The 22,970-nt window shown below is 41.4% G+C and carries 23 protein-coding genes; 15 read left to right on the top strand and 8 right to left on the bottom strand.

Annotated features, from left to right (window positions below; translation table 11 throughout):
• Window positions 1-3: 3 nt before the first annotated feature.
• The 7 genes from M1D84_RS11920 (at window position 4) to lepB (ending at window position 7,660) form a co-directional block, all read left to right on the top strand.
• Window positions 4-1,110 carry an efflux RND transporter periplasmic adaptor subunit gene (locus M1D84_RS11920; protein WP_024424736.1) on the top strand — a complete coding sequence of 369 codons (1,107 nt, stop codon included), beginning with the start codon at window positions 4-6 and terminating at the stop codon, window positions 1,108-1,110.
• A complete protein-coding gene (locus tag M1D84_RS11915) occupies window positions 1,107-1,808 on the top strand; it encodes an ABC transporter ATP-binding protein (RefSeq protein WP_024424737.1) in 702 nt (233 codons plus the stop codon). Before M1D84_RS11920 ends, M1D84_RS11915 begins: the two co-directional genes overlap by 4 nt.
• On the top strand, window positions 1,795-2,988 hold the full coding sequence (locus M1D84_RS11910) for an ABC transporter permease (RefSeq protein ID WP_458106254.1): 1,194 nt from the start codon (window positions 1,795-1,797) through the stop codon (window positions 2,986-2,988). The genes M1D84_RS11915 and M1D84_RS11910 overlap by 14 nt, the downstream gene beginning before the upstream one ends.
• 318 nt (window positions 2,989-3,306) lie before the next feature.
• The gene (locus M1D84_RS11905) at window positions 3,307-4,062 is read left to right on the top strand and encodes a DeoR/GlpR family DNA-binding transcription regulator (protein WP_024424739.1); all 756 of its coding nucleotides are present in this window, start codon (window positions 3,307-3,309) and stop codon (window positions 4,060-4,062) included.
• On the top strand, window positions 4,059-4,970 hold the full coding sequence (gene pfkB / locus M1D84_RS11900) for a 1-phosphofructokinase (RefSeq protein ID WP_024424740.1): 912 nt from the start codon (window positions 4,059-4,061) through the stop codon (window positions 4,968-4,970). The genes M1D84_RS11905 and pfkB overlap by 4 nt, the downstream gene beginning before the upstream one ends.
• Window positions 4,971-4,983: 13 nt before the next feature.
• Window positions 4,984-6,876 (top strand): PTS fructose transporter subunit IIABC, encoded by a 1,893-nt coding sequence (locus M1D84_RS11895; protein ID WP_024424741.1) that lies wholly within the window; start codon window positions 4,984-4,986, stop codon window positions 6,874-6,876.
• A 211-nt stretch (window positions 6,877-7,087) separates the two neighbouring features.
• Window positions 7,088-7,660 (top strand): signal peptidase I, encoded by a 573-nt coding sequence (gene lepB, locus M1D84_RS11890; protein ID WP_029706712.1) that lies wholly within the window; start codon window positions 7,088-7,090, stop codon window positions 7,658-7,660.
• Between the two features lie 63 nt (window positions 7,661-7,723).
• Here the strand turns inward: lepB and M1D84_RS11885 are convergent, their stop codons facing one another.
• The gene (locus tag M1D84_RS11885) at window positions 7,724-7,999 is read right to left on the bottom strand and encodes a hypothetical protein (protein ID WP_024424743.1); all 276 of its coding nucleotides are present in this window, start codon (window positions 7,997-7,999) and stop codon (window positions 7,724-7,726) included.
• Window positions 8,000-8,142: 143 nt separating this feature from the next.
• Between M1D84_RS11885 and M1D84_RS11880 the strand changes: the two genes are divergently transcribed.
• The gene (locus M1D84_RS11880; RefSeq protein WP_458106253.1) at window positions 8,143-9,762 is read left to right on the top strand and encodes an ABC-F family ATP-binding cassette domain-containing protein; all 1,620 of its coding nucleotides are present in this window, start codon (window positions 8,143-8,145) and stop codon (window positions 9,760-9,762) included.
• A gap of 38 nt (window positions 9,763-9,800) precedes the next feature.
• Here M1D84_RS11880 and M1D84_RS11875 read toward each other — a convergent pair whose 3' ends face one another.
• The 3 genes from M1D84_RS11875 to mreBH form a co-directional block, all read right to left on the bottom strand.
• Window positions 9,801-11,033 carry an aminopeptidase gene (locus tag M1D84_RS11875; RefSeq protein WP_375851273.1) on the bottom strand — a complete coding sequence of 411 codons (1,233 nt, stop codon included), beginning with the start codon at window positions 11,031-11,033 and terminating at the stop codon, window positions 9,801-9,803.
• A 107-nt stretch (window positions 11,034-11,140) separates the two neighbouring features.
• Window positions 11,141-11,272 (bottom strand): protein YkpC, encoded by a 132-nt coding sequence (locus M1D84_RS11870; protein ID WP_003210922.1) that lies wholly within the window; start codon window positions 11,270-11,272, stop codon window positions 11,141-11,143.
• 74 nt (window positions 11,273-11,346) lie between these two features.
• Entirely contained in the window at window positions 11,347-12,354 is a 1,008-nt protein-coding gene (gene mreBH, locus M1D84_RS11865; protein ID WP_024424745.1) for a rod-share determining protein MreBH, read from the bottom strand.
• 276 nt (window positions 12,355-12,630) lie between these two features.
• Between mreBH and M1D84_RS11860 the strand changes: the two genes are divergently transcribed.
• The 5 genes from M1D84_RS11860 to ade all read left to right on the top strand — a co-directional run bounded on the left by M1D84_RS11860 (window position 12,631) and on the right by ade (window position 17,901).
• A complete protein-coding gene (locus M1D84_RS11860; RefSeq protein WP_024424746.1) occupies window positions 12,631-12,909 on the top strand; it encodes an AbrB/MazE/SpoVT family DNA-binding domain-containing protein in 279 nt (92 codons plus the stop codon).
• Between the two features lie 145 nt (window positions 12,910-13,054).
• Window positions 13,055-14,365 (top strand): ATP-binding protein, encoded by a 1,311-nt coding sequence (locus M1D84_RS11855; protein WP_332284462.1) that lies wholly within the window; start codon window positions 13,055-13,057, stop codon window positions 14,363-14,365.
• A gap of 4 nt (window positions 14,366-14,369) precedes the next feature.
• Window positions 14,370-15,206: a gamma-glutamylcyclotransferase gene (locus M1D84_RS11850; RefSeq protein WP_332284460.1), complete on the top strand. Its 837-nt coding sequence runs from the start codon at window positions 14,370-14,372 to the stop codon at window positions 15,204-15,206.
• 37 nt (window positions 15,207-15,243) lie between these two features.
• Complete coding sequence (locus M1D84_RS11845; RefSeq protein ID WP_008345123.1) at window positions 15,244-15,912, top strand: potassium channel family protein; 669 nt, start codon at window positions 15,244-15,246, stop codon at window positions 15,910-15,912.
• 261 nt (window positions 15,913-16,173) lie between these two features.
• Window positions 16,174-17,901 (top strand): adenine deaminase, encoded by a 1,728-nt coding sequence (gene ade / locus M1D84_RS11840; RefSeq protein ID WP_025092364.1) that lies wholly within the window; start codon window positions 16,174-16,176, stop codon window positions 17,899-17,901.
• 98 nt (window positions 17,902-17,999) lie between these two features.
• Here the strand turns inward: ade and rnjA are convergent, their stop codons facing one another.
• Both rnjA and M1D84_RS11830 read right to left on the bottom strand, forming a co-directional pair.
• Window positions 18,000-19,667 carry a ribonuclease J1 gene (gene rnjA / locus M1D84_RS11835; RefSeq protein ID WP_012009818.1) on the bottom strand — a complete coding sequence of 556 codons (1,668 nt, stop codon included), beginning with the start codon at window positions 19,665-19,667 and terminating at the stop codon, window positions 18,000-18,002.
• Between the two features lie 5 nt (window positions 19,668-19,672).
• On the bottom strand, window positions 19,673-19,882 hold the full coding sequence (locus tag M1D84_RS11830) for a DNA-dependent RNA polymerase subunit epsilon (RefSeq protein ID WP_008345114.1): 210 nt from the start codon (window positions 19,880-19,882) through the stop codon (window positions 19,673-19,675).
• A 397-nt stretch (window positions 19,883-20,279) separates the two neighbouring features.
• Between M1D84_RS11830 and M1D84_RS11825 the strand changes: the two genes are divergently transcribed.
• The gene (locus M1D84_RS11825; RefSeq protein ID WP_101677235.1) at window positions 20,280-21,059 is read left to right on the top strand and encodes a Cof-type HAD-IIB family hydrolase; all 780 of its coding nucleotides are present in this window, start codon (window positions 20,280-20,282) and stop codon (window positions 21,057-21,059) included.
• A gap of 38 nt (window positions 21,060-21,097) precedes the next feature.
• Here M1D84_RS11825 and def read toward each other — a convergent pair whose 3' ends face one another.
• Window positions 21,098-21,655 carry a peptide deformylase gene (def, locus tag M1D84_RS11820; protein ID WP_024424751.1) on the bottom strand — a complete coding sequence of 186 codons (558 nt, stop codon included), beginning with the start codon at window positions 21,653-21,655 and terminating at the stop codon, window positions 21,098-21,100.
• 111 nt (window positions 21,656-21,766) lie between these two features.
• Window positions 21,767-21,958: a YjcZ family sporulation protein gene (locus M1D84_RS11815; protein ID WP_029706718.1), complete on the bottom strand. Its 192-nt coding sequence runs from the start codon at window positions 21,956-21,958 to the stop codon at window positions 21,767-21,769.
• 233 nt (window positions 21,959-22,191) lie between these two features.
• Between M1D84_RS11815 and M1D84_RS11810 the strand changes: the two genes are divergently transcribed.
• The gene (locus tag M1D84_RS11810; RefSeq protein ID WP_056766352.1) at window positions 22,192-22,860 is read left to right on the top strand and encodes a YkyA family protein; all 669 of its coding nucleotides are present in this window, start codon (window positions 22,192-22,194) and stop codon (window positions 22,858-22,860) included.
• Window positions 22,861-22,970 lie beyond the last annotated feature (110 nt).

The following is a 22,970-nucleotide window of genomic DNA, read 5'->3' as shown; positions in this document are numbered from 1 at the left end:
TTTATGAGAAAGAAAATCATCATCGGATCTATTTTAATTATTGTGATTGGACTATTTATTGGATTTAATATTGCGAAAAACCAAGCAAAGCCTGCTTCTACAGCAGCGATTAAAACAGTCAAACTCACGCCGAAAGAAATCACATCTACGGTGATGACACCCGGTACACTTTCGTTCTCTGAAGAGCAGTTCATCTATGAAGAAGAGGAAAAAGGGAAATTGAAGGGAATTGCTGTGAAAGAAGGGGAAAAGGTAAAGGCTGGAACGCCGCTTCTTACATATGAAAACAAGGAACTGGAGCTTGAGGAGCAGCAGCAAGCACTAGCCGCTGAGTCAAGTACATTAAAACTGGAACAATTGCAAAAAAGGCTGAGTGAATTAGATGAGAAAAAAGCAGGCGGATCTGACGCTAATGCCAAAAGCGAGCGAGATCAGCTTCAATTAGAACTGAAAGCGGCTGAATTAGAACAAAAGCAAGCAGAGATCAGCCAAGAAAAAGTAAAGGCGCAAATAGAAGATTTAACCGTACATAGTAAAATTGATGGAACAGTCATTTCCATTGAGCAAGAGGACGGAGCAGGGGGGCCGGAAGAAAGGCAGCCGATCATCCATATTGGTAATGAGAAAAAAATGATTGTGCGAGGTTTGATCTCAGAGTATGATGCCATCAAAATCAAAAAGAAGCAAAAAGTGAAGGTAACGTCTGATGTCATTCGCGGGAAGAGCTGGCAAGGAGTCGTGAAAAAAGTGGGCGCTGTTCCTGTCCAGACTGCAGCCGAAACAACTTCGAGCGATCAAACGGTTCAATATCCTGTTGAAGTTGAAATAAAGGGAAAGAAACCTGAGGCGAAGCCTGGTTTTAAAATGATCATGGAAATTGAAACTGATAAGCGCCAAGCGCAAACGATTCCTGAAACAGCGGTAAAAAAAGAGACTGATGGACAATACGTTTATGTTGTTCGAAAAAATGTACTGAAAAAAGTAAAAGTGGTCATAGGGGAAACATCAGGTCATGATCTTGAAGTGACAAAAGGTGTCAAGGCAGAGGATCAAATCATTGCTCATAGAGCAGATGATATGTATGACGGAATGGAAGTGGATGCTGAATGATTCAGCTTTCCAACGTAACAAAAAGCTATGAGGTCGCACACGAAACATTTGATGTATTAAGTGACATGAATCTTGTCATTGAAAAAGGCGAGTATATGTCCATTATGGGCCCGTCCGGCTCTGGGAAGTCAACATTAATGAATATTATTGGCTGTTTAGACCGCCCGACGACAGGACAATATCATTTTCAAGGTACAGAGCTGTCAGCAGCAAAGGATCAAGAGCTTGCGGTCATTCGAAATCAATCCATTGGATTTGTTTTTCAGCAATTTCACCTCCTGCCAAGGTTAAATGCGAGGCGCAATGTTGAACTGCCAATGATTTACGCTGGGATCAGCCAAAAGGAAAGAAAAGAACGTGCGGAATTGGCGCTTGAAAAGGTTGGTTTGGCAGATCGAATGAAACATATGCCAAGTGAGTTGTCAGGAGGACAAAAGCAAAGGGTGGCCATTGCACGAGCGATTGTCAATATGCCTCAGCTTATTTTAGCAGATGAACCGACTGGTGCCCTCGACTCAAAAACAAGCATGTCAATTATGGAACAGTTTACACAGCTGAATGAGGAAGGGACAACGATTGTGCTTGTCACCCATGAAGAAGAAATAGCTGCGTACACAAACCGTACGGTCGTTGTGAGAGATGGACGGCTTGTTGAAGATAGATGGATACAAGGGGACGCTATGAATGAAACTCTTTGAAAATATCAAAATAGCGCTGAATTCGGTTTTAGCTCATAAATTACGTTCTATTTTAACGATGCTTGGGATTATTATTGGTGTTGGATCAGTCATTGCAGTCGTGGCGATCGGTCAAGGCGGTGAGCAAATGTTAAAAGGATCGATTTCAGGTCCAAACAATACCATTGATATGACATATACGCCTTCTGACGAAGAGTTAAATGCAAATCCAAATGCTTTATTTGAAGCCTCATTTACTGAGGAAGACATAAAAAGCATTAGGACAATCAATGGGGTGAAGCAGATCGCCTCCTCGACTGCACAAGGAATGCAGCTGAGATTTCAAGATACGACAGTTGATGCGACAGTTAACGGCATAAATGAGGGGTATACGGATGTACATTCATTACAAATCGCAGAAGGACAGAATTTAAGAGATATTGACTTTAGAAGCGGCAGAAGAGCTGCCCTCATCTCGGATGGCTTACAAAAAGAACTATTCAATGGACAAAAGGCATTAGGTGAACTGATTTGGATAAACGGACAGCCAGTTGAAGTCATCGGTGTGTTAGCAAAACAGAAAGGGATGTTTTCATTTGATATGAATGAAATATATGTCCCATTTGCGATGCTCACCTCCACATTTGGTATGAATGAATATGATAAGTTGTCTATTCAAGTCGCACATGCGGATCAAATGAAGGAAGTAGGAAAGAGCGCGGCTGCCATATTAAATGAAAATCATCATACAGAAGATGCTTACGAAATGATCAATATGGAAGAAATCGCAGAAGGGATCGGTCAAATAACGTCCGTTATGACAACGATCATTGGCTCAATCGCCGGAATCTCTTTACTTGTTGGCGGCATCGGTGTGATGAATATTATGCTCGTTTCTGTGACAGAGAGGACAAGAGAAATCGGTATTCGAAAGGCGATGGGCGCAACAAGGGCGCAAACTCTCGTTCAGTTTTTAATTGAGTCTGTCGTTTTAACACTCATCGGCGGGCTGATGGGAATTGCACTTGGTTTAGGCGGCGCTTCGCTAGTATCACTATTTGCCGGCTGGCCGTCTCTCGTATCTTGGCAAGTGGTTTGTGGAGGCGTACTGTTTAGTATGCTCATTGGTATTGTTTTTGGGTTAATTCCTGCGAATAAAGCAGCGAGACTAGACCCTATTGAATCGCTCAGGTATGAATAATTCGGAGAAGAAAAAAGCATACAAATGGTCTACATTCGCCTTCATTACACACCAAAAGCTTTTATGCAAATCGCATAAAAGCTTTTTTTAGTTCCATTGAATGAAATAAAAAATGATAGAAATGCTAATATCATGACTTTCATCATAATGTCACATATTTTTCAGTTTACAAATGGTACATATAAAGGTAAGATGACCATGGTGAAAGATTTTGATAGTTATTGAATGTATTTGATTGTTTTGTATTGATAATGTTGAAAAAAGCGATTACAATAAAGGTGCGCGCAAAATGAATACGTTTTCAAAAGGGGTGTTCTCATGTTAACACCGGAAAGACATCAACTCATTATCGACAGCTTAGAAGAAAATGATGTCATTAAAATACAGGACTTAACGATGATGACGGATGCGTCTGAATCTACAATTAGAAGAGATTTATCAGCCCTTGAAGAAAAAGGATTTCTTAAAAGGGTTCATGGAGGAGCAGCCAAGATTTCGAGTATTCGCCTTGAACCAGATGTATTTGAGAAATCTGCCAAAAACCTTCAAGAAAAGTCATTGGTAGCAGAGGCAGCGGCATCTCTTTTAAAACAGGGCGACTGTATTTATTTAGATGCAGGTACAACCACACAGCAAATGATTGAATATATCGATCCAGATCAAGATATTGTTGTAGTGACAAACGGTGTGATGCACATTGAAGCACTTATGAGAAAAGGCATTACTTTTTACTTGATAGGCGGATCAGTGAAACATCGAACAGGAGCCATGGTGGGAGCCGCAGCTTTGACAGCGATGGAAAATTATCGTTTTGACAAAAGCTTTGTTGGGACAAACGGCATTCATCCCGAGGCGGGTTTTACAACGCCTGATCCAGAGGAAGCACTCATGAAAAAAAGAGCCATGAAACAGGCGAAAAAAACCTATATCTTATCAGATGCCTCGAAGTTTGGCGAAATATCGTTTTCAGCCTTTGCTAGTTTACAGGAAGCCACCATTATCACAAACGACGCAAAAGAGGATTCATTCGATAATTACCATGAAAAAACGGTTATAAAGGTAGTGAAAACATGATTTATACAGTTACTTTAAACCCATCAGTTGATTACATCGTACACGTGGAGGATTTTGCAGTCGGCGGTTTAAATCGTTCAACCTATGATCAAAAATATCCAGGTGGTAAAGGAATCAATGTCTCAAGGCTTTTAAAACGTCACGGTGTTGAATCAAAAGCACTTGGATTCATTGGTGGATTTACAGGCAAATATATTCAAGATTTTTTACAGAACGAACAATTACAAACAGCCTTTCACGAGGTGTCAGAAGATACAAGAATCAATGTGAAACTAAAAACAGGTGAAGAGACAGAAATCAACGGACTCGGCCCATCAATTACTGAAGCGCAATTTGAGTCGTTTCTATCTCAATTTTCTTCATTGACTGAAGGAGATGTCGTGGTTTTAGCTGGCAGCATTCCTTCTTCATTACCTCATAACACATATGAGCGTATTGCTGAAGTTTGCAGAGAGCAAGGTGTAAGAGTTGTTCTTGATATTTCTGGCGAAGCGTTAAAAAAAGCAGCAGACATGAAACCGTTCTTAATGAAGCCAAATCATCATGAGCTTGGTGAAATGTTTGAGACGAGTATTTCATCAGCAGCAGATGCAATTCCTTATGGGAAAAAGCTGTTAGAACAAGGTGCTGAACATGTCATCGTCTCCATGGCTGGAGATGGCGCTCTTTTATTCAGTAAAGAAGGTATCTTTCAGTCCAATGTTCCAAAGGGAACGCTCGTTAATTCAGTTGGAGCAGGGGATTCAGTCGTTGCAGGGTTTTTAGCCGGCGTTTCAAAAGGCCTTTCAATTGAAGATTCATTTAAGCTTGGTGTTACTTCAGGAAGCGCTACAGCCTTTTCTGAGGAGCTTGGCACAAAAGAGCTTGTTGACACACTATTACCACAAGTAAAAGTCACACGCATTTAAAGGAGGAGTCATCATGAAAATTACAGAACTACTCACGAAGCATACCATTAAGCTTCAATTAGACAGCCAGCAGAAAGAAGCAGTCATTGAAGAGCTGGTCACTGTTTTAGATACAGCAGGCAAGTTAAATGATAAAGAGGGCTACAAAGAAGCTGTGATCAATCGTGAAAAACAGAGCTCTACTGGTATTGGCGAAGGAATTGCCATCCCGCATGCTAAAACAGCAAGTGTAAAAGAGCCTGCCATTGCATTTGGCCGCTCAACTGCTGGTGTAGATTATGAATCACTAGACGCACAGCCGAGTCATCTTGTCTTTATGATTGCCGCAACTGAAGGTGCAAACAACACGCACTTAGAGGCACTTTCTCGTTTATCCACACTTCTTATGCGTGAAGAAATTCGAAAGCAGCTCCTTGAAGCGGCGACTGAAGATGAAATCATTGAGATCATCAATACACATGATCAAGATGATGAAGAAGAAGAGGAAGTTCAAGAGGAGCCGGCTGCAGAAGGAAAGCCTGCTAAAATTTTAGCGGTAACAGCCTGCCCGACAGGTATTGCCCATACATTTATGGCAGCAGATGCTTTGAAAGAAAAAGCAAAGGAAATGGGCGTTGACATTAAAGTTGAAACAAACGGCTCTGGCGGTATTAAACATGCCCTTACAGCAAAAGAAATTGAAGAAGCACCAGCCATCATTGTGGCAGCGGACAAGCAAGTAGAGATGGAACGCTTTAAAGGCAAGCATGTCATTGAAGTCCCTGTAACAGCTGGTATTCGCCGTCCACAGGAATTAATTGAAAAAGCAATCAATCAAGATGCGCCGATTTATAAAGGTTCAGGCGGCAGTTCTTCTAAAGAGGAAAATGAATCATCTGGCAAAGGAAGAAGCGGATTTTACAAGCACTTAATGAGTGGTGTAAGTAACATGCTTCCATTTGTTGTCGGAGGCGGTATTCTTGTTGCGATTTCATTCTTCTGGGGCATTAACTCAGCAGATCCTAAGGACCCTTCATTTAATTCATTTGCAGCTGTCTTAAAAGGAATTGGCGGCGATAATGCGCTTGCCTTAATCGTTGCGGTATTAGCTGGATTTATTGCCATGAGTATTGCAGATCGTCCAGGTTTTGCGCCAGGTATGGTCGGTGGTTTTATGGCGTCAGCAGCAGGTGCAGGGTTCTTAGGCGGATTGATTGCTGGTTTCCTAGCAGGTTACATTGTTGTGCTGCTCAAAAAAGTATTCACATTCGTACCGCAGACACTCGACGGGATTAAACCGGTTCTGCTGTATCCATTGTTCGGTATTTTCTTCACAGGCATTATCATGCATTATATTGTCAACACACCAGTGAAAATGGTGATGGACGGATTAACACATTGGCTTGAATCATTAGGTACGGGAAACCTTGTCTTAATGGGTATTATTTTAGCTGGTATGATGGCAATTGATATGGGAGGCCCAATTAACAAAGCGGCTTACACATTTGGTCTTGCGATGATTGCTGCTGGCAACTATGCACCGCATGCTGCGATTATGGCAGGCGGAATGGTTCCACCACTAGGTATTGCACTTGCAACAACGATCTTTAGAAATAAGTTTTCAAAACGTGACCGTGAAGCAGGGATTACATGTTACTTCATGGGAGCTGCCTTCATCACGGAAGGAGCGATCCCATTTGCGGCGGCAGATCCTCTTCGTGTGATTCCTTCAGCTGTTATTGGTGCAGCAGTTGCTGGCGGATTAACGGAATTCTTCAGAGTGACGCTTCCTGCACCGCATGGCGGACTATTTGTTTTCTGGGTAACAAATCATCCAGTTCTTTATATCATCAGCATCTTAATCGGTGCCGTTGTGACAGCGATTTTACTGGGTATTTTGAAAAAACCAGTCAGACAAGAAGCGTAATGCAGAAGAGAAGCATCGTGTAAAACGGTGCTTCTTTTTGTTTAATTATCAGTGAATTAGGAAAAAATATCTAATTAGATGGTTGTTTTGTGAATTTTTAAATGACATATGATAAAGTAAAGTTATTCAATTCACGTTTTATGTCTTTTAGTAGAAAGTCTTAGGAGGAAGCAGTATTTTGAACGAAGAAAACAAACAAAACGAAAATGAAATTCAATCTGATGCGAAGCAAGCCAAAACAGAGAAGAAAAGTTCACTGTTTGAATGGATCAAAGCCATTTTAATTGCACTTGCGCTCGTCTTGCTCATCCGTACATTTATATTTGAACCGTATGTAGTGGAAGGAGAGTCAATGGAGCCGACACTTCATGACGGGGAAAAGCTGTTTGTCAACAAAACCATTAACTATCTCGGTGGTGTGAAACGCGGTGACATCGTGATTATTAATGGAAAAGATGGTCAGAAGATTCATTATGTCAAACGATTGATCGGTCTTCCAGGTGATACGATTGAAATGAAGGATGATACGCTTTACATTAATGGAAAAAAAGTAGATGAGCCTTATTTAAAAGAGAACAAGGCGCATGCGAAAGAGTATGAAGTGCATTTAACTGGAGATTTTGGTCCAGTAAAAGTACCGAAAAACGATTACTTTGTGATGGGGGACAACAGACTCAATTCCATGGACAGCCGAAATGGACTTGGCCTCATTGAAAAGGACCGGGTTGTCGGGACATCAGAATTTGTTTTCTTCCCATTTGGCGATATTCGACAGACAAAATAAAAGCACCTTCTCATGGGCAAGAGAAAGGTACTTGAACGAGCGACCCTTACAGAAGGGTCGTTTTTAATTTGGTGTGAGCACCGTCACAATGATCACAATCGCAAGAACAGAAGCGAACACAGATCCGGTAATGGCTAAAACGGATCGAAACAATCCGATCTTTTGGTTTTCTTTGCCCCGCTTTTGTAAAAAGCGTTTGGAAAAGATGTGAACCAGTGTGTAAATGAGGACAAGCCCAATATAAAGGCCAAAGTCCCTCGCATTAAAGCCTGTTGCAGATAAATAAATGCCCATAAAGAAAATCAATAAACAGTATTCCATCAGTGTGAGTAATCTCAAATCGCCCGAACTCCTTCAATCAATCATTCCCGTTTATTATATCATAATAGACAAAAAGCCTTCGTTCTTAGCGAGAGACGTTTCTATCAAACGTTATTCATGTTATACTTCATAATGATGAATGAGTGATGGAGGATTAATAAATGATTGCAGTAAATAATGTTAGTTTGCGCTTTGCTGATCGTAAACTATTTGAAGAAGTAAATATTAAATTCACTCCTGGCAACTGCTACGGATTAATTGGTGCCAATGGAGCTGGTAAATCAACGTTCCTAAAAATTCTTTCTGGCGAAATTGAGCCTCAAACGGGCGATGTTCATATGAGTCCTGGCGAGCGTTTAGCGATTTTAAAACAGAACCACTTTGAATACGAAGAGTTTGAAGTGCTGAAAGTCGTCATCATGGGTCACAAACGTCTATATGATGTGATGCAGGAGAAAGATGCGATCTATATGAAACCTGATTTCTCAGATGAAGACGGGATTCGTGCAGCAGAACTTGAAGGTGAATTTGCCGAATTAAACGGCTGGGAAGCTGAAAGTGAAGCAGCGATCCTATTAAAGGGTCTTGGCATTCCAGAAAGCCTTCAATCGAAGAAAATGTCTGAGCTTGGCGGTTCTGAAAAGGTAAAAGTACTTTTAGCTCAAGCTTTATTTGGCAAGCCTGACGTTCTTCTTCTCGATGAGCCGACGAACCACTTGGACTTACAAGCAATCCAGTGGCTCGAAGAGTTCCTCATTAACTTTGAAAATACCGTCATCGTCGTTTCGCATGATCGTCATTTCTTAAATAAAGTATGTACACATATTGCGGATCTTGATTTCGGAAGAATCCAAGTATACGTCGGTAACTATGATTTTTGGTATGAGTCCAGCCAGTTAGCGCTGAAACTAAGCCAAGAAGCAAATAAGAAAAAAGAAGAACAAATTAAGCAGCTTCAAGAATTCGTTGCCCGGTTTAGTGCGAACGCTTCTAAATCCAAGCAAGCGACATCAAGAAAGAAATTGCTTGATAAAATCTCTTTAGATGACATTAAGCCGTCTTCACGTAAATATCCGTATGTTCATTTTGCACCAGAGCGCGAAATCGGAAATGATGTCCTTCAAGTAGAAGGTCTATCAAAAACAATTGACGGTGTAAAAGTACTGGATAATGTCAGCTTTATTATGAACCGCGAAGATAAAATTGCGTTCTTAAGCCGTAATGAGCTTGCTGTGTCCACATTATTTAAAATCCTTGCTGGTGAAATGGAGCCAGACAGCGGATCATTTAAATGGGGCGTCACAACGTCACAAGCTTTTTTCCCGAAAGATAATAGTGAATACTTTGATGGAAATGACGTTGATCTCGTTGATTGGCTCCGTCAATATTCTCCGAATGATCAAAGCGAAAGCTTCCTGCGTGGTTTCTTAGGACGTATGCTTTTCTCTGGGGAAGAAGTGAAGAAAAAAGCAAGTGTCTTATCAGGAGGAGAAAAGGTTCGTTGTATGTTATCAAAAATGATGCTGTCTGGAGCGAATATATTGCTGCTGGATGAGCCAACGAACCACTTAGACCTAGAATCCATTACAGCGCTGAATAACGGTCTCATGAGCTTTAAAGGAGCCATGCTCTTCTCATCTCATGACCATCAGTTTGTTGAAACAGTCGCAAACCGGATTATCGAAGTGACGCCAAATGGCATCGTCGATAAACAAACAACATATGATGAGTTTTTATCAGATCAAGACATCCAAAAAAGACTTGAAGAGCTTTACGCATAACACAAAAAAGACATCCAAATGTGGATGTCTTTTTTTGATTAAATCGCCCAGTTTCCATTTCGGAAGATCGGTTCGCGTTTCCCGTCTTTTGTGATTCCGTCAATATTCATTTCCTTTGAACCAATCATAAAATCAACGTGTGTAATACTGCTGTTCACACCCGCAGCATCCAATTCCTCTCGTTTCATTTCTTTTCCGCCTTCGATATTAAACGCATATCCGCTGCCGATGGCAAGGTGATTTGATGCATTTTCATCGTAAAGTGTATTGTAATAAAGAATATTTGAGTTAGAAATTGGTGAATCATCTGGTACGAGGGCAACCTCACCTAAATAATGAGAGCCTTCATCTGTTTCAACGAGAGATTTTAAAATATCTTCGCCTTCTTTTGCTTTCACATCCACAATCCGGCCGTTTTCAAAGGTTAATGAAAACTCATCAATGATGTTTCCAGCATAGCTGAGCGGCTTTGTGCTTGAGACTGTCCCATTTACACCGTCTTTTTTCGGTACGGTAAAGACTTCTTCTGTCGGCATGTTGGCCATGAATGAAACGCCGCGTTCACTTACGCTGCCAGCACCTACCCAAATGTGCTGCTCTGGAAGCTCGATTGTTAAGTCTGTGCCCGGTGCTTCATAATGAAGCTTGTGGTAGTGGCCTTCATTGAGTATTTTGACCTTTTCGTTTAATGAGGCATCGTGCTTTTTCCAAGCCTCAACTGGATCTGCTTGATCAGCGCGTGCGACTTTAAAGATTTGATCCCACAATAACGTGACAGCTTCTTCATCTGTATGATCAGGGAAAATCTTTTTCGCCCATTCTTTTGATGCAGCACCTACGACTGTCCAAGCGACTTTGTCAGATTGAACGTATTGACGATATGTATGTAGTGCTGAACCAGCAGCTTTTTGCTGTGCAGCGATTTTTTTCGAATCAATGCCTCGCAAAAGGTCAGGGCTTTCTGACAGGATGGTAATAAAAGCGCCTCCGCGTTTTGCGATGGTTTCCATCATCTGTGCTTCCCATTCAGGGAATTGCTCAAATACATCTTGCGGTGCATGTTCATACTTTAAACGGGTGAGAACACCATCACTCCAGCGGATATGTACGTTTTTCGCCCCGCGCTCATACGCGTGTTTCGCTACAAGACGAACAAGATGTGCAGATTCAGTAAATGCGGATACAACGACTTCCTGCCCCTTTTGTACATTCACACCGACTTCAACGATGGTCTTCGCATATTGATCTAGTTGTTTTTCAAATGAACTCATAAAAACCCCTCCTTTAGTCATGTTCATCATATCAGATTTATGACCGAAAAGGAAAATGGGGAGCCCGTTTAAAGCCAAAATAAAAAAGCCGCTTTCGTGCGGCTTTTTTAGCGGTTCAGTTGTTTCACAGGCTGTGCATTAGAAGGCGGCATATGTGAAAACGACAGGCTCATTCCTCCTAAAATAATACCCGTTAAAATGACTGTGACAACGACCCGTTTACCTAAATCAAGCAACATGTTCTTCCTCCTTCACGTTTATCCATTTCTCACGATATGATCGAAATGACAAAAAAAGAAGTAGAACAAGAAGATTATTTTAAAGTTTTTTGCAATTTGTCGATCACTTCTAATGAACGACCTGTTCCAATTGCAACAGATTCAAGGGGATTGGCTGCAATATGGACTGGAACAACAATCTCTTGAGAAAGCCATTCTTGTATTCCATTTAAAAGAGCGCCTCCGCCAGTTAAAATGACGCCGCGGTCTACAATATCTCCGCTTAGCTCTGGAGGGCTGTCCTCTAATGTGGCACGAATCGCTTCTAAAATATGAAGAAGTGATTCACGCATGGCGCCTTGAATTTCATGAGAAACAAGTGTGATCGTTTTTGGCAGACCTGTCACAAGATCGCGCCCGCGCACTTCTAATGATTCAGGCTCATGCTCAATAAGACCATACCCAATTTCCATTTTCACCTGCTCAGCAGTCCGTTCGCCGATTAATAGGTTATATTTCTTTCTGACAAACGTAATGATATCTTCATCCAGCTGATCGCCGCCAATTCGGATCGAATGACAAGAGACAACACCGCCAAATGAAATGATCGCAACTTCTGTTGTTCCGCCGCCAATATCGACTACAACGTTCGCAACAGGCTCGTCTACCGGAAGATCGGCCCCGATTGCAGCTGCAACAGGTTCTTCAATTAAATGCACATGTTTTGCTCCGCAGTTTTTCACAGCATCGCTGATCGCGCGGCGCTCAACAGCCGTTGAACCAGAAGGTGTACATACAACGACAGTTGGCTTTCTGAAGGTAAACCCGATATTTTTTCCTGCTTTTTTCATGATTTGTTTAAGTAAATCTGTTGTCATATCATAATCAGCGATGACACCGTCTTTCATCGGACGGATCGCAACAATTTTCCCAGGTGTTTTCCCGATCATTTCTTTCGCTTCTGATCCGACGGCAAGTACAGTCTTTGTTTCTGTATCGACTGCTACGACGGACGGTTCATTTAAAATAATTCCCTTATTTTTACTATAAACCAATATGTTAGCTGTTCCTAAATCAATTCCAATTTCGGCATTTTGAAACATGTTTTCACCCAATCTCTATTTTTGCTGTTTTAAACAATTTTACATTTAAAAGTTCAGAGGGTTGATGTCATTTGTGGGGGTTTGTGATCACCTTGAAATGAATCTGTAAAATTCAAGTATCATTTTGACAATCACAATAAATTTTCCCTTTGTTTTTTCTTTTATGAAAAAAATTTTTATAGAGGAGAAACCTTTTAAGAATCTCTTACGTCTACGATATATCAATTGGTGAAAAACAGATTGATCTTGAGCTAATGAAAGAAAGAGGGAACGAAATTGAAATCTATCGGAGTCGTAAGAAAAGTAGACGAACTAGGGCGTATTGTGATGCCAATCGAATTGAGAAGAGCACTTGATATCGCTATTAAAGACAGTATGGAATTTTTTATAGATGGAGATAAAATCGTCTTGAAAAAATATCAGCCAGAGGGCGTTTGTCTCATGACTGGTGAGATTACATCAGAGAACCATGAATATGGAAATGGTCAAATTACATTAAGCGCTGAAGGCGCAGAACTGCTGTTAAAAGAGCTGCAAGAAGCTCTTCAGAAGTAATCAAAATAGCCTGCTCTCTTCCTTTGTGCTGAGAACAGGCTATTTTTTCTTTAAAAAAGTTCCTTAAAAATGCCCCATCTCCCTCAAAAAATAAGTGGAAAATGGTACAATTGACAAAGAATCTCAGGGCGGCAGGTGGAATCATTTGAACAAAACATATCAAGTGCGGATCGTGTTATCTGTTCTTGCATTTATCTTAATCATAAGCTGGGATTTGTTTTATTATCTAGGCGGCTATCAAATTAATTGGCCGCTCGATCTAGCCTTTACAGTCGTTGTGTTAGCAGGGATCTGGGTTGTCTCAGGATATGTAGACCGCTTGAATTTACTTGTGTCAGATCTAAATAAGAGAGAAAAAGAAGCACACGAACTGACAGAGCGGCTGAATCGAATTACAGATAACTTGCAAGAAATTGTCTTTGAAACAGATGAAAAAGGGCACATCATCTTCTTAAATCAAGCATGGAAACAAATGACCGGCTATGACATAGATGAATGTCTAGGTACGATGTACAATCAGTACTTTGATCAAGAAGAAAGAGTTATTCAGCATTTGTCATCTGTCATCAAAGAGCATAAAGATTCAGGGCGGATCGAGCTGCAGCTTCTTCATAAAGAGGGGAAGAAAGTATGGGGAGACGTTCATTATAAACTCTACTTTGATGAGCAGCACCAGTTTACTGGAGGTATTGGAACAGTTGCAGATATTACAAAACAAAAGCTGGCAAAGCTTGAACTTGAAAGATCAAATCAACAAGTGCAAATGCAGGCGCAAAAGTTAGCCGTTGCAGGACAAATAGCCGCTGGAATCGCCCATGAAGTCAGAAATCCGCTGACCTCAGTAAACGGCTTTTTGCAGCTGATGAAAACACAATATCCTGAAAGAACCGATTATTTTGACATTATCTTTTCCGAAATTAAACGGATTGATTTTGTTTTAAGTGAGCTGCTTGTGCTGGCAAAGCCGCAGTCGGTCCATTTTCAAGAAGTTCAGCTTCATGGACTGTTAGAGCAGGTCATTACATTGCTGAAAACCAATGCAGTCCTTGCGAATATTGATCTCAAACAGCCATTTAAAAAGCAGGATGCCGGCGCTATATTAGCAGACGCTAATCAAATGAAGCAGCTGTTCATTAATTTAATCAAAAATGCCATTGAGGCAATGCCCGAAGGCGGCAGCATATACATATCAACAGAAAAAGTGATGAACGAATGGAAAATTACCATTCAAGATGAAGGAAAAGGGATGTCTGAAGAGGATATTCAGAAAATATATGATCCTTTCTTCTCCACGAAAACAGAAGGGACGGGACTTGGCCTCACCATCTGTGCAGCGATTTTAAAAGATCATCACGGTAGGATGGATGTGGTCAGTGAGCTGGGAAAAGGTACAGCTTTTCATATCTACTTACCTGTGTGGCAAAAATGCAGACAGCAGAAAGGCGAGAGGACGTGATTTCATGAAGGTGAAAGCTTTATTTGTATATGGGACGCTTTTGCAGCATGAAGAGCACCACGAGGCGTATATGAAAGATAGCAGGTCATTAGCTAAATCAGCTTGGATCAGCGGCAGAATCTATGATACAGGTCAAGGATACCCTGCGTGCGTTCTAGAAGAGAAAAGCACAGTATATGGAGAATTGTACGAGGTAACCGCAAGCACGCTGAATAAGATAGATTTTCTTGAGGAAGGGTATGACAAGCAGGTGGTCGATGTCATGACAGACCAAGGGCTGGTGGCGGCTGTTACATACACTTTACCAAAGCAGAAGACATCATCTCTGAAGGAGATCGAGAGCGGCTGCTGGAAGGAATATAGACTGTGGCAGCAGAAGCCGGCATCCTTCTATTATTTTGCCTATGGCTCCTGTATGGATGATGCAAGATTGAAACTGGCAGAAGTTGATCATTATTTTAAACAAATCATCGGCGGCGGTGGTCTGAACGGCTTTACAACTAGATTTACGTTGGTGAGGCCTGATGGATCAAGAGCAGATATGGTAGAAGACGGCGGAGAAACAGAGGGCGTTTTATATGAGGTTCCTTTTGATGCCATTCGATATTTGTACAAACGAGAAGGCGTCTATGAGGGCACATATCGTCCAGCTTTTGTCGATGTCAAAATAGGTGATCAAATATATGCAGACTGTTTAACCTTTCTAGTTCTTCAAAAGAGCGATGAAATTGCTCCGCCAGGTCATTACCGCAGTGAAATTGAAAAAGGAGCAGATCTTTACTTAAGTGAAGCGTTCCGCAAAAAAATTCGCTCGCATATGGATTCGTTAATCAAACCGTAGTAAAATGCATGGTAAGTGAGATAAAAGGAGTCTGAACATGAAAAAGGAATATGCAGTCATTGGTCTTGGACGCTTTGGCGGGAGTATTTGCAAGGCGCTGAGCGAAGAAGGACTTGAAGTCATGGCCATGGATATGAATGAAGATCGAGTGAACGAATACGCGAAAATTGCCTCACATGCGGTGATTGGTGATTCGACGGACGAATCTGTTTTAAAAAATCTCGGCATTCGCAATTTTGATCATGTCATCGTTGCGATTGGTGAAAACATTCAGGCCAGTATTTTAACGACGATCATGCTGAAAGAGCTTGGCGTCAAAATGGTCACAGTAAAGGCGCAAAACGACTATCACGAAAAGGTACTAAATAAAATTGGGGCTGACCGCATCGTTCATCCAGAGCGGGACATGGGCAGACGAATTGCACATAAAATCATCTCCAATAACGTATTAGATTATCTTGAGCTGTCAGATGAGTACAGCCTCATTGAAATCGTTGCCAACAGCAGGCTTGCAGGGCATTCTCTTCTAGATCTCGATATTCGAGCGAGATATGGCATTAATATTGTGGCGATTAAGCGTGGAAAAGAAGTGATTGTTTCACCGCTCGCAGATGAAATGATTCAAAAAGAAGATATTCTGATTGTCATTGGGGCAGTAGCCGATATTGGACGCTTTGAAAAACGAGAAATGCAGAACGATTATTAAACACCCTGGGCGGGGTGTTTTTTTATATGATTGTGTACACATGAGGTGGACAGTGAAGAGGGAAGAAGACATTTAAAAGGGCTGTTTTGTTCTGCATAAACAGCTAAAGTCAATCATCATATTATTCATGCAATTATCACTATTCAGAAATAAAAATCAGTCTTTTTATCTGGATGATTTTCTCTAAATGTCATTGACTGGGCAAACAGATTCGTTTACGATAAGAAACATTATATTGTTTACTTGGAGGAGGCAGTGTCGTTGGATAAGGAGCTTTTCAGACATCAAATTGAGGTAGCTGCAAAGAGAAAAAAAGCAGCCCTAGTGATTAAACATGCGAAGGTTATGGACGTGTTTAACCAGGAATGGCTAAACGCTGATGTCGCTGTTGAAAATGGACAAATAGTAGGGATTGGAGAGTACGAGGGAGAACAGGAGCTGGATGCAGCAGGTCAAATGCTTGTACCCGGTTTTATTGATGGCCACGTTCATATCGAGTCCTCTATGGTGACCCCTGCTGAATTCTCCAAAGCTGTCGTCCCGCGCGGTGTGACAACTGTCGTAACAGACCCGCATGAAATTGCCAATGTGTCAGGGATCACAGGCATCCGTTTTATGCTGGAAGAAGCGAGAAAAGCTGCCTTAAATATTTATTTCATGCTGCCATCCTGCGTACCGGCAGTTAGTTTTGAGCGATCAGGTGCTGTTTTAAAAGCGAAAGATTTAAAGCCTTTGTATCAAGAGAAAGAGGTACTTGGTCTTGCCGAGGTGATGGATTACGTCGGTGTGGAGCAGGCTGAAGAAGATATGCTTCAAAAACTGCTTGATGCTCAAAATGAGAATAAATTGATTGATGGCCATTTAGCAGGCTTAACGGACCGATTAATAAACGTTTACCGCACAGCTAGTGTCCAAACAGATCACGAGGTAACAACAGCCGGCGAAGCCCTTGAACGTGTAAAACGAGGCATGTATGTCATGCTGAGAGAAGGCTCTGTTGCCAAAAACGTGAAAAACGTTTTACCAGCTGTGAATGAAAAGAATGCGAGACGTTTTTTCTTTTGTACCGATGATAAACATTTAGATGATTTAATGGCTGAAGGAAGTATTGATGAACAAGTACGTATGTCTATAAAAGAAGGGTTAGACCCATTTTTAGCGTATCAAATGGGAAGTTTAAACGCAGCGGAGTGCTTTGGCCTCAAAACAAAGGGAGCCATTGCGCCAGGCTTTGATGCTGATTTTATGCTTGTCTCTGATCTTCATCAAGTAGACATCACCAGCGTATTTATTGCAGGAGAATTGGTGGCGCAGCATGGAGAGTACAAGCCAAGTGTCGAAAAAATTGCACCAAGTCCAGCCTTATTACAATCTGTTCATGCTATAGACGTTCAAGAGCAGGATCTGTCTCTGCCTATCACAGCTCATCAAAAAATGAATGTCATCCGCATTATTCCAAATCAGCTAGAAACAAAATTAGAACGCATCTCTCCATCAGAAACGAACGGACAATTCACTAGTGATACAGAAAGAGATGTATTAAAAATGGTGCTTGTTGAACGCCATCAAGGCTTATCTGAAATGGGGATAGGGGTTGTCAGCGGCTTTGGATTAGAAAAGGGCGCAATTGCAACAACGGTTGCGCATGATTCTCACAATTTAATTGCGGTTGGCACAAATGATGCTGATATCGTGAAAGCCATTGACGCATTAAAAGAAGCAGGGGGCGGTTTGACGGTTGTCAAAGAGGGTCAGTCTCTTCATACGCTGCCATTACCGATCTCTGGTTTACTTTCAGATCAGCCGGCACATCTTGTAAATGAAAGCCTTCATGCACTCCATGAAGCGTTGAAAGAAACAGGCTTTACATTAGATTTTAATCCATTTTTGACGCTGTCCTTCTTGGCACTCCCAGTCATTCCTGATGTGAAAATGACGACAAAGGGTTTGTTTGATGTCAGAAGCTTTCAGCATCTCCCAATTCAATAAAAATGAGAAACCGCATGTGTACCTTGTATATATGCGCTTTTTTCAATGAATAGTGAAAAAAAGAGACACAGCCAAGCGGCTTGTGTCTCTTTTTGTGATTACACTTCCATAATAATCGGTAAGATCATTGGACGGCGTCTTGTTTTTTCATAAAGGAAAGGTGCAAGGGTGTCAGTAATTTCGTTCTTGATTTCAGACCACTGAGTTGTCTTACGTTCCATTACTTTTTCAAGATGCTTCGAAATTAAATCCTGTGCATCGTTGATCAGGTCTCCAGATTCTCTCATGTAGACAAAACCTCTTGAGATCAAATCAGGACCAGCAGAGATTTTGAATTCTTTCATGTCCATGCTCACGACGACAATGACAAGACCTTCTTCAGAAAGAATGCGGCGGTCTCTTAAAACGATGTTTCCGATATCGCCAATACCGCTTCCGTCGATATACACGTTGCCTGATGGAATTTTGCCAGCGACACTTGCTTCGTCACCTTTAAGTGCAAGAACTTCACCGTTATCCATGATAAAGCAGTTTTCCTCAGGGATGCCGCAATCATTCGCAAGCTTGATATGCGTTTTTTGCATGCGGTATTCACCGTGAATCGGCATAAAGAATTTTGGTTTAATTAAACGGAGCATGAGTTTTTGTTCTTCTTGTCCGCCGTGACCAGATGTATGAATATTATTAAGCGAGCCATGAATGACCTCAGCACCTGCACGATAAAGCTGGTTAATGGTGCGGCTTACACTAATATTGTTACCTGGAATCGGTGAAGATGAGAAGACAACAGTGTCTCCAGGGTTAATAGAAATCTGGCGGTGAGTACCGTTGGCAATACGAGAAAGAGCTGCCATCGGTTCACCCTGGCTTCCAGTACAAAGAATGGTCACTTTGTTAGCCGGAAGGCGGTTGATTTCATTATGTTCAATAAACGTGTTTTTTGGACATTTAATATAGCCAAGATCTTGACCAATATCAATGGCAGATTCCATACTGCGTCCAAATACAGCGACTTTTCTGCCGTTGGCAACAGCAGATTCAATCACTTGCTGAAGTCTGTGAATGTTTGAAGCAAACGTGGCAAAGATGATGCGTCCATCGACTTTTCTAAAGATGTCATCAATGCTTTCACCTACGCGTCTTTCAGACATCGTAAATTCTGGGATTTCACTATTTGTACTATCAGATAAAAGACAAAGGACGCCTTCTTTTCCGATCTCAGCCATTTTGGTTAAATTGGCAGGCTCGCCAACAGGAGTAAAGTCAAACTTGAAATCACCTGTATGTACGATGTTACCAGGAGGTGTCTTGACGACAATTCCATAAGAATCTGGAATACTGTGAGTCGTTCTAAAGAAAGACACGGCTGTTTTTCTAAATTTAATGGTATCTTCTTCTTCAAAAATGTGAAGTTTTGTTTGTCTCAAGAGACCGTGCTCTTCCAATTTATTACGAAGTAGGCCGATTGCGAGTTTGCCGCCGTAAACTGGAATATTCACTTGCTTGAGAAGGTAAGGGATACCGCCGATGTGGTCTTCATGTCCGTGAGTGATGAAAAGACCTTTGATTTTATCTTCGTTTTTAACTAAGTACGTATAGTCAGGGATGACGTAGTCAATTCCAAGAAGCTCGTCTTCAGGAAACTTAATACCTGCATCAATTAAAATGATTTCATCTTGAAATTGAACGCCATACGTGTTTTTACCGATCTCGCCTAAACCGCCGAGCGCAAAAACTGCCGCCTGATCGTTTTTAACAAATTTCATTCCTCTCATAGCTCCAATACTTTAAAATTTTCACTTTCTCGTTCATAGTCTAAAAAAGCACCGTCTACAGGCTGAATGAATTCAATGTTGTAGTTATGTTTTTTCAACTTATCGCGTACGTCTCTTTCAGAAACCGCTTCAACGTATAGTGAATCTGTGTGTTCTCTTACAGGTACCTCAGTAGTACTTGCCTGAAAAAATACCTTATATATCATCCAAATCTCTCCTTAAATACCGTATGTTACACTCGCTTATTCTATTATATTAAAAAAACGCGCATAAGAAAAGTCTCTGAGAAAAAAGGACCTTCGGCAAATGTGCGGAAGATCCCTTTAAGCAATCGATTTTTTACGAAGCATGTCCTTCCATTGTCTTCGAATTTTCTTACGCAGACGACGAAGCATCACATGCCGCCTCCTTTCGGGTTGAAGTAAGCTTAACCAGCGTGTTCCGGTCTCTCTATATACTTGTATTATATGATGTTTCTATTGAATGTTACATGGTTATATGTGGGAAATAGGCGCTTTCAAAAGGAATTGGTTTCGAAAGCGGAAATCTTTCTGTATGATGAAAGGGAGTGTGTATACATAACGAAGAGCAGGAGGGCGAGATATGAATAAAAAAGTCATCTTCTTTGATATCGACGGTACTTTATATGACCATGATAAAAATATACCTGAGTCAACGAAGCGAGCGGTTCATTTATTAAAAGAAAAAGGTCATCATCTCTTCATTGCATCTGGGCGTTCTCCTTTTTTGATTCGGCCCATTTTAGAAGAATTAGGGCTTGACTCATTCATTGCTTATAACGGTCAGTATGTCATGTATGAGGGAGACGTTATTTACGGCAATCCGCTGAAGCAGGAGCTGATGGAGCGGATTTATGAGACAGCGGATCGTCATGATCATCCGCTTGTTTTTATGGGAGAAGAAACGATGAAGGCGTCTGTGCCGAATCATCCGTTTATCCATGAAGGAATCGGTACTTTAAAAACCGAGCATCCTGAGCACGATGTATCTTACTTTAAAGAAAACGACATTTTTCAAATGCTGTTATTTTGTAAGGCAGAAGAGGAAGTGGAGTATAAGGCATTCCGCGAAGAAATTGACCTTGTCAGATGGCATGAGCTGTCAACAGACGTTCTGCCAAAAGGCGGATCAAAAGCTGAAGGAATCAAACGAGTCATCGAAAGACTTCCTTACGATCAAAAGGATACCATTGCCTTTGGAGACGGACTGAACGATAGAGAAATGATTTCGTTTGCTGGAACAGGCGTGGCGATGGGAAATGCTGTGAGTGAACTGAAGGCATTGGCTGATTTTGTGACAAAGCCAGTAGATGAGGACGGCATATTCCATGCAGTGACCCAGCTTGGCCTCATTGAAGAATAAAAAAGAAGACCCTTAGATCGACGGGTCTTCTTTTTATGTCATGATCTGCCGATCGCAACAGAGTTTTCTGGCTCAGCGAATGGCTGATCCTTTTGAATATGATCATAAAACATAATACCATTTAAATGGTCAATTTCGTGCTGAAAGACAATGGCAGGGAACCCTTTTAGACGGATATCAATGTCCTCTCCTTCAAGCGTAGTGGCCTTGACCCTGATTTTTTGATATCGAGGAACAAATCCAGGGATGGCTTCATCAACTGATAAGCAGCCTTCACCAGTCGCTAAATAAGCTCTTTTGACTGAATGACTGACAATACGCGGGTTGAACAGAGCATAGCTGTATTCTTCTCCGTCTTCATCCTCACAGTGAACAGCGATCATTCGTTTACTAATATTGATTTGCGGAGCTGCCAATCCAACGCCGGGTCTTAGTCCATATTTTTCAGCAATGTCAGCATCCTGACTGTTTTTGACGAATTCGATCATGTCAGCTAATTGCTGTTTTTCCTCTTCTGTCGGCGGGAGCTCGACCGCTTCAGCTGTTTGTCTTAAGACGGGATGGCCGTCCCTTACGATATCATCCATGGTAATCACAAAACTTCACTCCTATTTCCTTTGTATGTAAAGTATATAAAATGATACACAACATATGCAATGAAATAAAGAAGACCGGTCCTATGAGACCGGTCAGAGGCTTAAACAGCCTTAGCAGCAGCCACCGCCGCCTAAGAATGCTGCGCCAACGATAATTAATAGGATGAAAAGCACAACGATTAAAGCGAATGTACGTCCGCCGCCGTATCCGCATCCGTATCCACCGCCATAGCTTGGGTAACAACAGCCGCCGCCATATCCACCACCGAATCCATACCCGTAACCGCCGTATCCACCATACATACTTCCATGACTATAATTAGACATACTTTTGACCTCCTTTGGAAATACACTTGGCCTCTCATAAGTGAAGGCGAAGCGTGTAATATAAACTATGTATGAATGCACTATTTGTATAGTCATGCGCCTATTGCTTGAAAAAAATCTTCTCCGCCTCATTTGACTGACCTCTTTCCTTGTCACAAACGTCTATAAAAATTATAGTGGTATGTGGAGATGTAAAGGGGGACCTTGTCATGAGACAGATGAAAAGAAGCATGAAAGCAGGTGCTGCTTTAGCGGGGATATGTACCCTTTTGCTGACAGGGTGCGGAGGTCAAAGTCCGTTCAATGATATGCAGGACGCAATGACGAAAATGAGTGAAAAAGAAGCATCCTTCGAAAAAGAGCAAGGTACACTGCAAAGCTATGAAGAAAAAGAGCAGAAGCTGTATAAAAAAATGATCCAAACAACGAAGGACCATACAAAAACAGTGGCAAGCCTTTCTGATCAGGCGTTAGCATCGGCAGCGAAACGAGAAGAACATTTAAAAACAGAAAAAGACAGTATGGATGAATCGAAAAAAGAATTGAAAACGGTAAAGGAATCTGCCGCACGATTGCAAGATGCGGAGTTAAAAGAGAAAGCAGATCAAACGGTCAAATCGATCGAGAAACGATATGCGTCATATGATCAGCTTTACAAGGAGTATCAAAAGGCGCTGAAACAAGACCAGCATTTGTATCAATCTTTGAAGAAAAAGGATCTCGGATATGACGAACTGAAGTCCAAGCTGAAGACCGTGAATCGTTCATATAGCAAAGTCAGAAAAGAAAGTAAGAAGTTCAATCGATATACAGATCAATTGAATGATCATAAAAAGGCTTTGTATAATGCAGCAGATCAAGAGTCGAAAAAGAGCTGAAAAACAGCTCTTTTTTTATTTTTCGACAAAAACAAACATTTTCTATTGTAGTACAGTAGTACACTCTATACTAGTACAGATTAGGTTGTTTGTTAAACAGATTGATACAG

It is taken from the genome of Bacillus sp. PK5-006 (genome assembly GCF_054161415.1).
This window is presented reverse-complemented; position numbering and strand designations above follow the sequence as displayed.

Excerpts from the sequence above, each read along its gene's own strand:
- M1D84_RS11910 (WP_458106254.1), top strand. The coding sequence starts at position 1,795 with ATGAAACTCTTTGAAAATATCAAAATAGCGCTGAATTCGGTTTTAGCT.
- M1D84_RS11915 (WP_024424737.1), top strand. The coding sequence starts at position 1,107 with ATGATTCAGCTTTCCAACGTAACAAAAAGCTATGAGGTCGCACACGAA.
- M1D84_RS11810 (WP_056766352.1), top strand. The coding sequence starts at position 22,192 with ATGAGACAGATGAAAAGAAGCATGAAAGCAGGTGCTGCTTTAGCGGGG.
- M1D84_RS11905 (WP_024424739.1), top strand. The coding sequence starts at position 3,307 with ATGTTAACACCGGAAAGACATCAACTCATTATCGACAGCTTAGAAGAA.
- M1D84_RS11845 (WP_008345123.1), top strand. The coding sequence starts at position 15,244 with ATGAAAAAGGAATATGCAGTCATTGGTCTTGGACGCTTTGGCGGGAGT.
- mreBH (WP_024424745.1), bottom strand. The coding sequence starts at position 12,354 with ATGTTTCAAAATGCCGAAATTGGAATTGATTTAGGAACAGCTAACATA.
- M1D84_RS11920 (WP_024424736.1), top strand. The coding sequence starts at position 4 with ATGAGAAAGAAAATCATCATCGGATCTATTTTAATTATTGTGATTGGA.
- M1D84_RS11880 (WP_458106253.1), top strand. The coding sequence starts at position 8,143 with ATGATTGCAGTAAATAATGTTAGTTTGCGCTTTGCTGATCGTAAACTA.
- M1D84_RS11825 (WP_101677235.1), top strand. The coding sequence starts at position 20,280 with ATGAATAAAAAAGTCATCTTCTTTGATATCGACGGTACTTTATATGAC.
- pfkB (WP_024424740.1), top strand. The coding sequence starts at position 4,059 with ATGATTTATACAGTTACTTTAAACCCATCAGTTGATTACATCGTACAC.
- M1D84_RS11875 (WP_375851273.1), bottom strand. The coding sequence starts at position 11,033 with ATGAGTTCATTTGAAAAACAACTAGATCAATATGCGAAGACCATCGTT.
- M1D84_RS11830 (WP_008345114.1), bottom strand. The coding sequence starts at position 19,882 with ATGATATATAAGGTATTTTTTCAGGCAAGTACTACTGAGGTACCTGTA.
- rnjA (WP_012009818.1), bottom strand. The coding sequence starts at position 19,667 with ATGAAATTTGTTAAAAACGATCAGGCGGCAGTTTTTGCGCTCGGCGGT.
- M1D84_RS11850 (WP_332284460.1), top strand. The coding sequence starts at position 14,370 with ATGAAGGTGAAAGCTTTATTTGTATATGGGACGCTTTTGCAGCATGAA.
- M1D84_RS11870 (WP_003210922.1), bottom strand. The coding sequence starts at position 11,272 with ATGTTGCTTGATTTAGGTAAACGGGTCGTTGTCACAGTCATTTTAACG.
- M1D84_RS11895 (WP_024424741.1), top strand. The coding sequence starts at position 4,984 with ATGAAAATTACAGAACTACTCACGAAGCATACCATTAAGCTTCAATTA.
- M1D84_RS11815 (WP_029706718.1), bottom strand. The coding sequence starts at position 21,958 with ATGTATGGTGGATACGGCGGTTACGGGTATGGATTCGGTGGTGGATAT.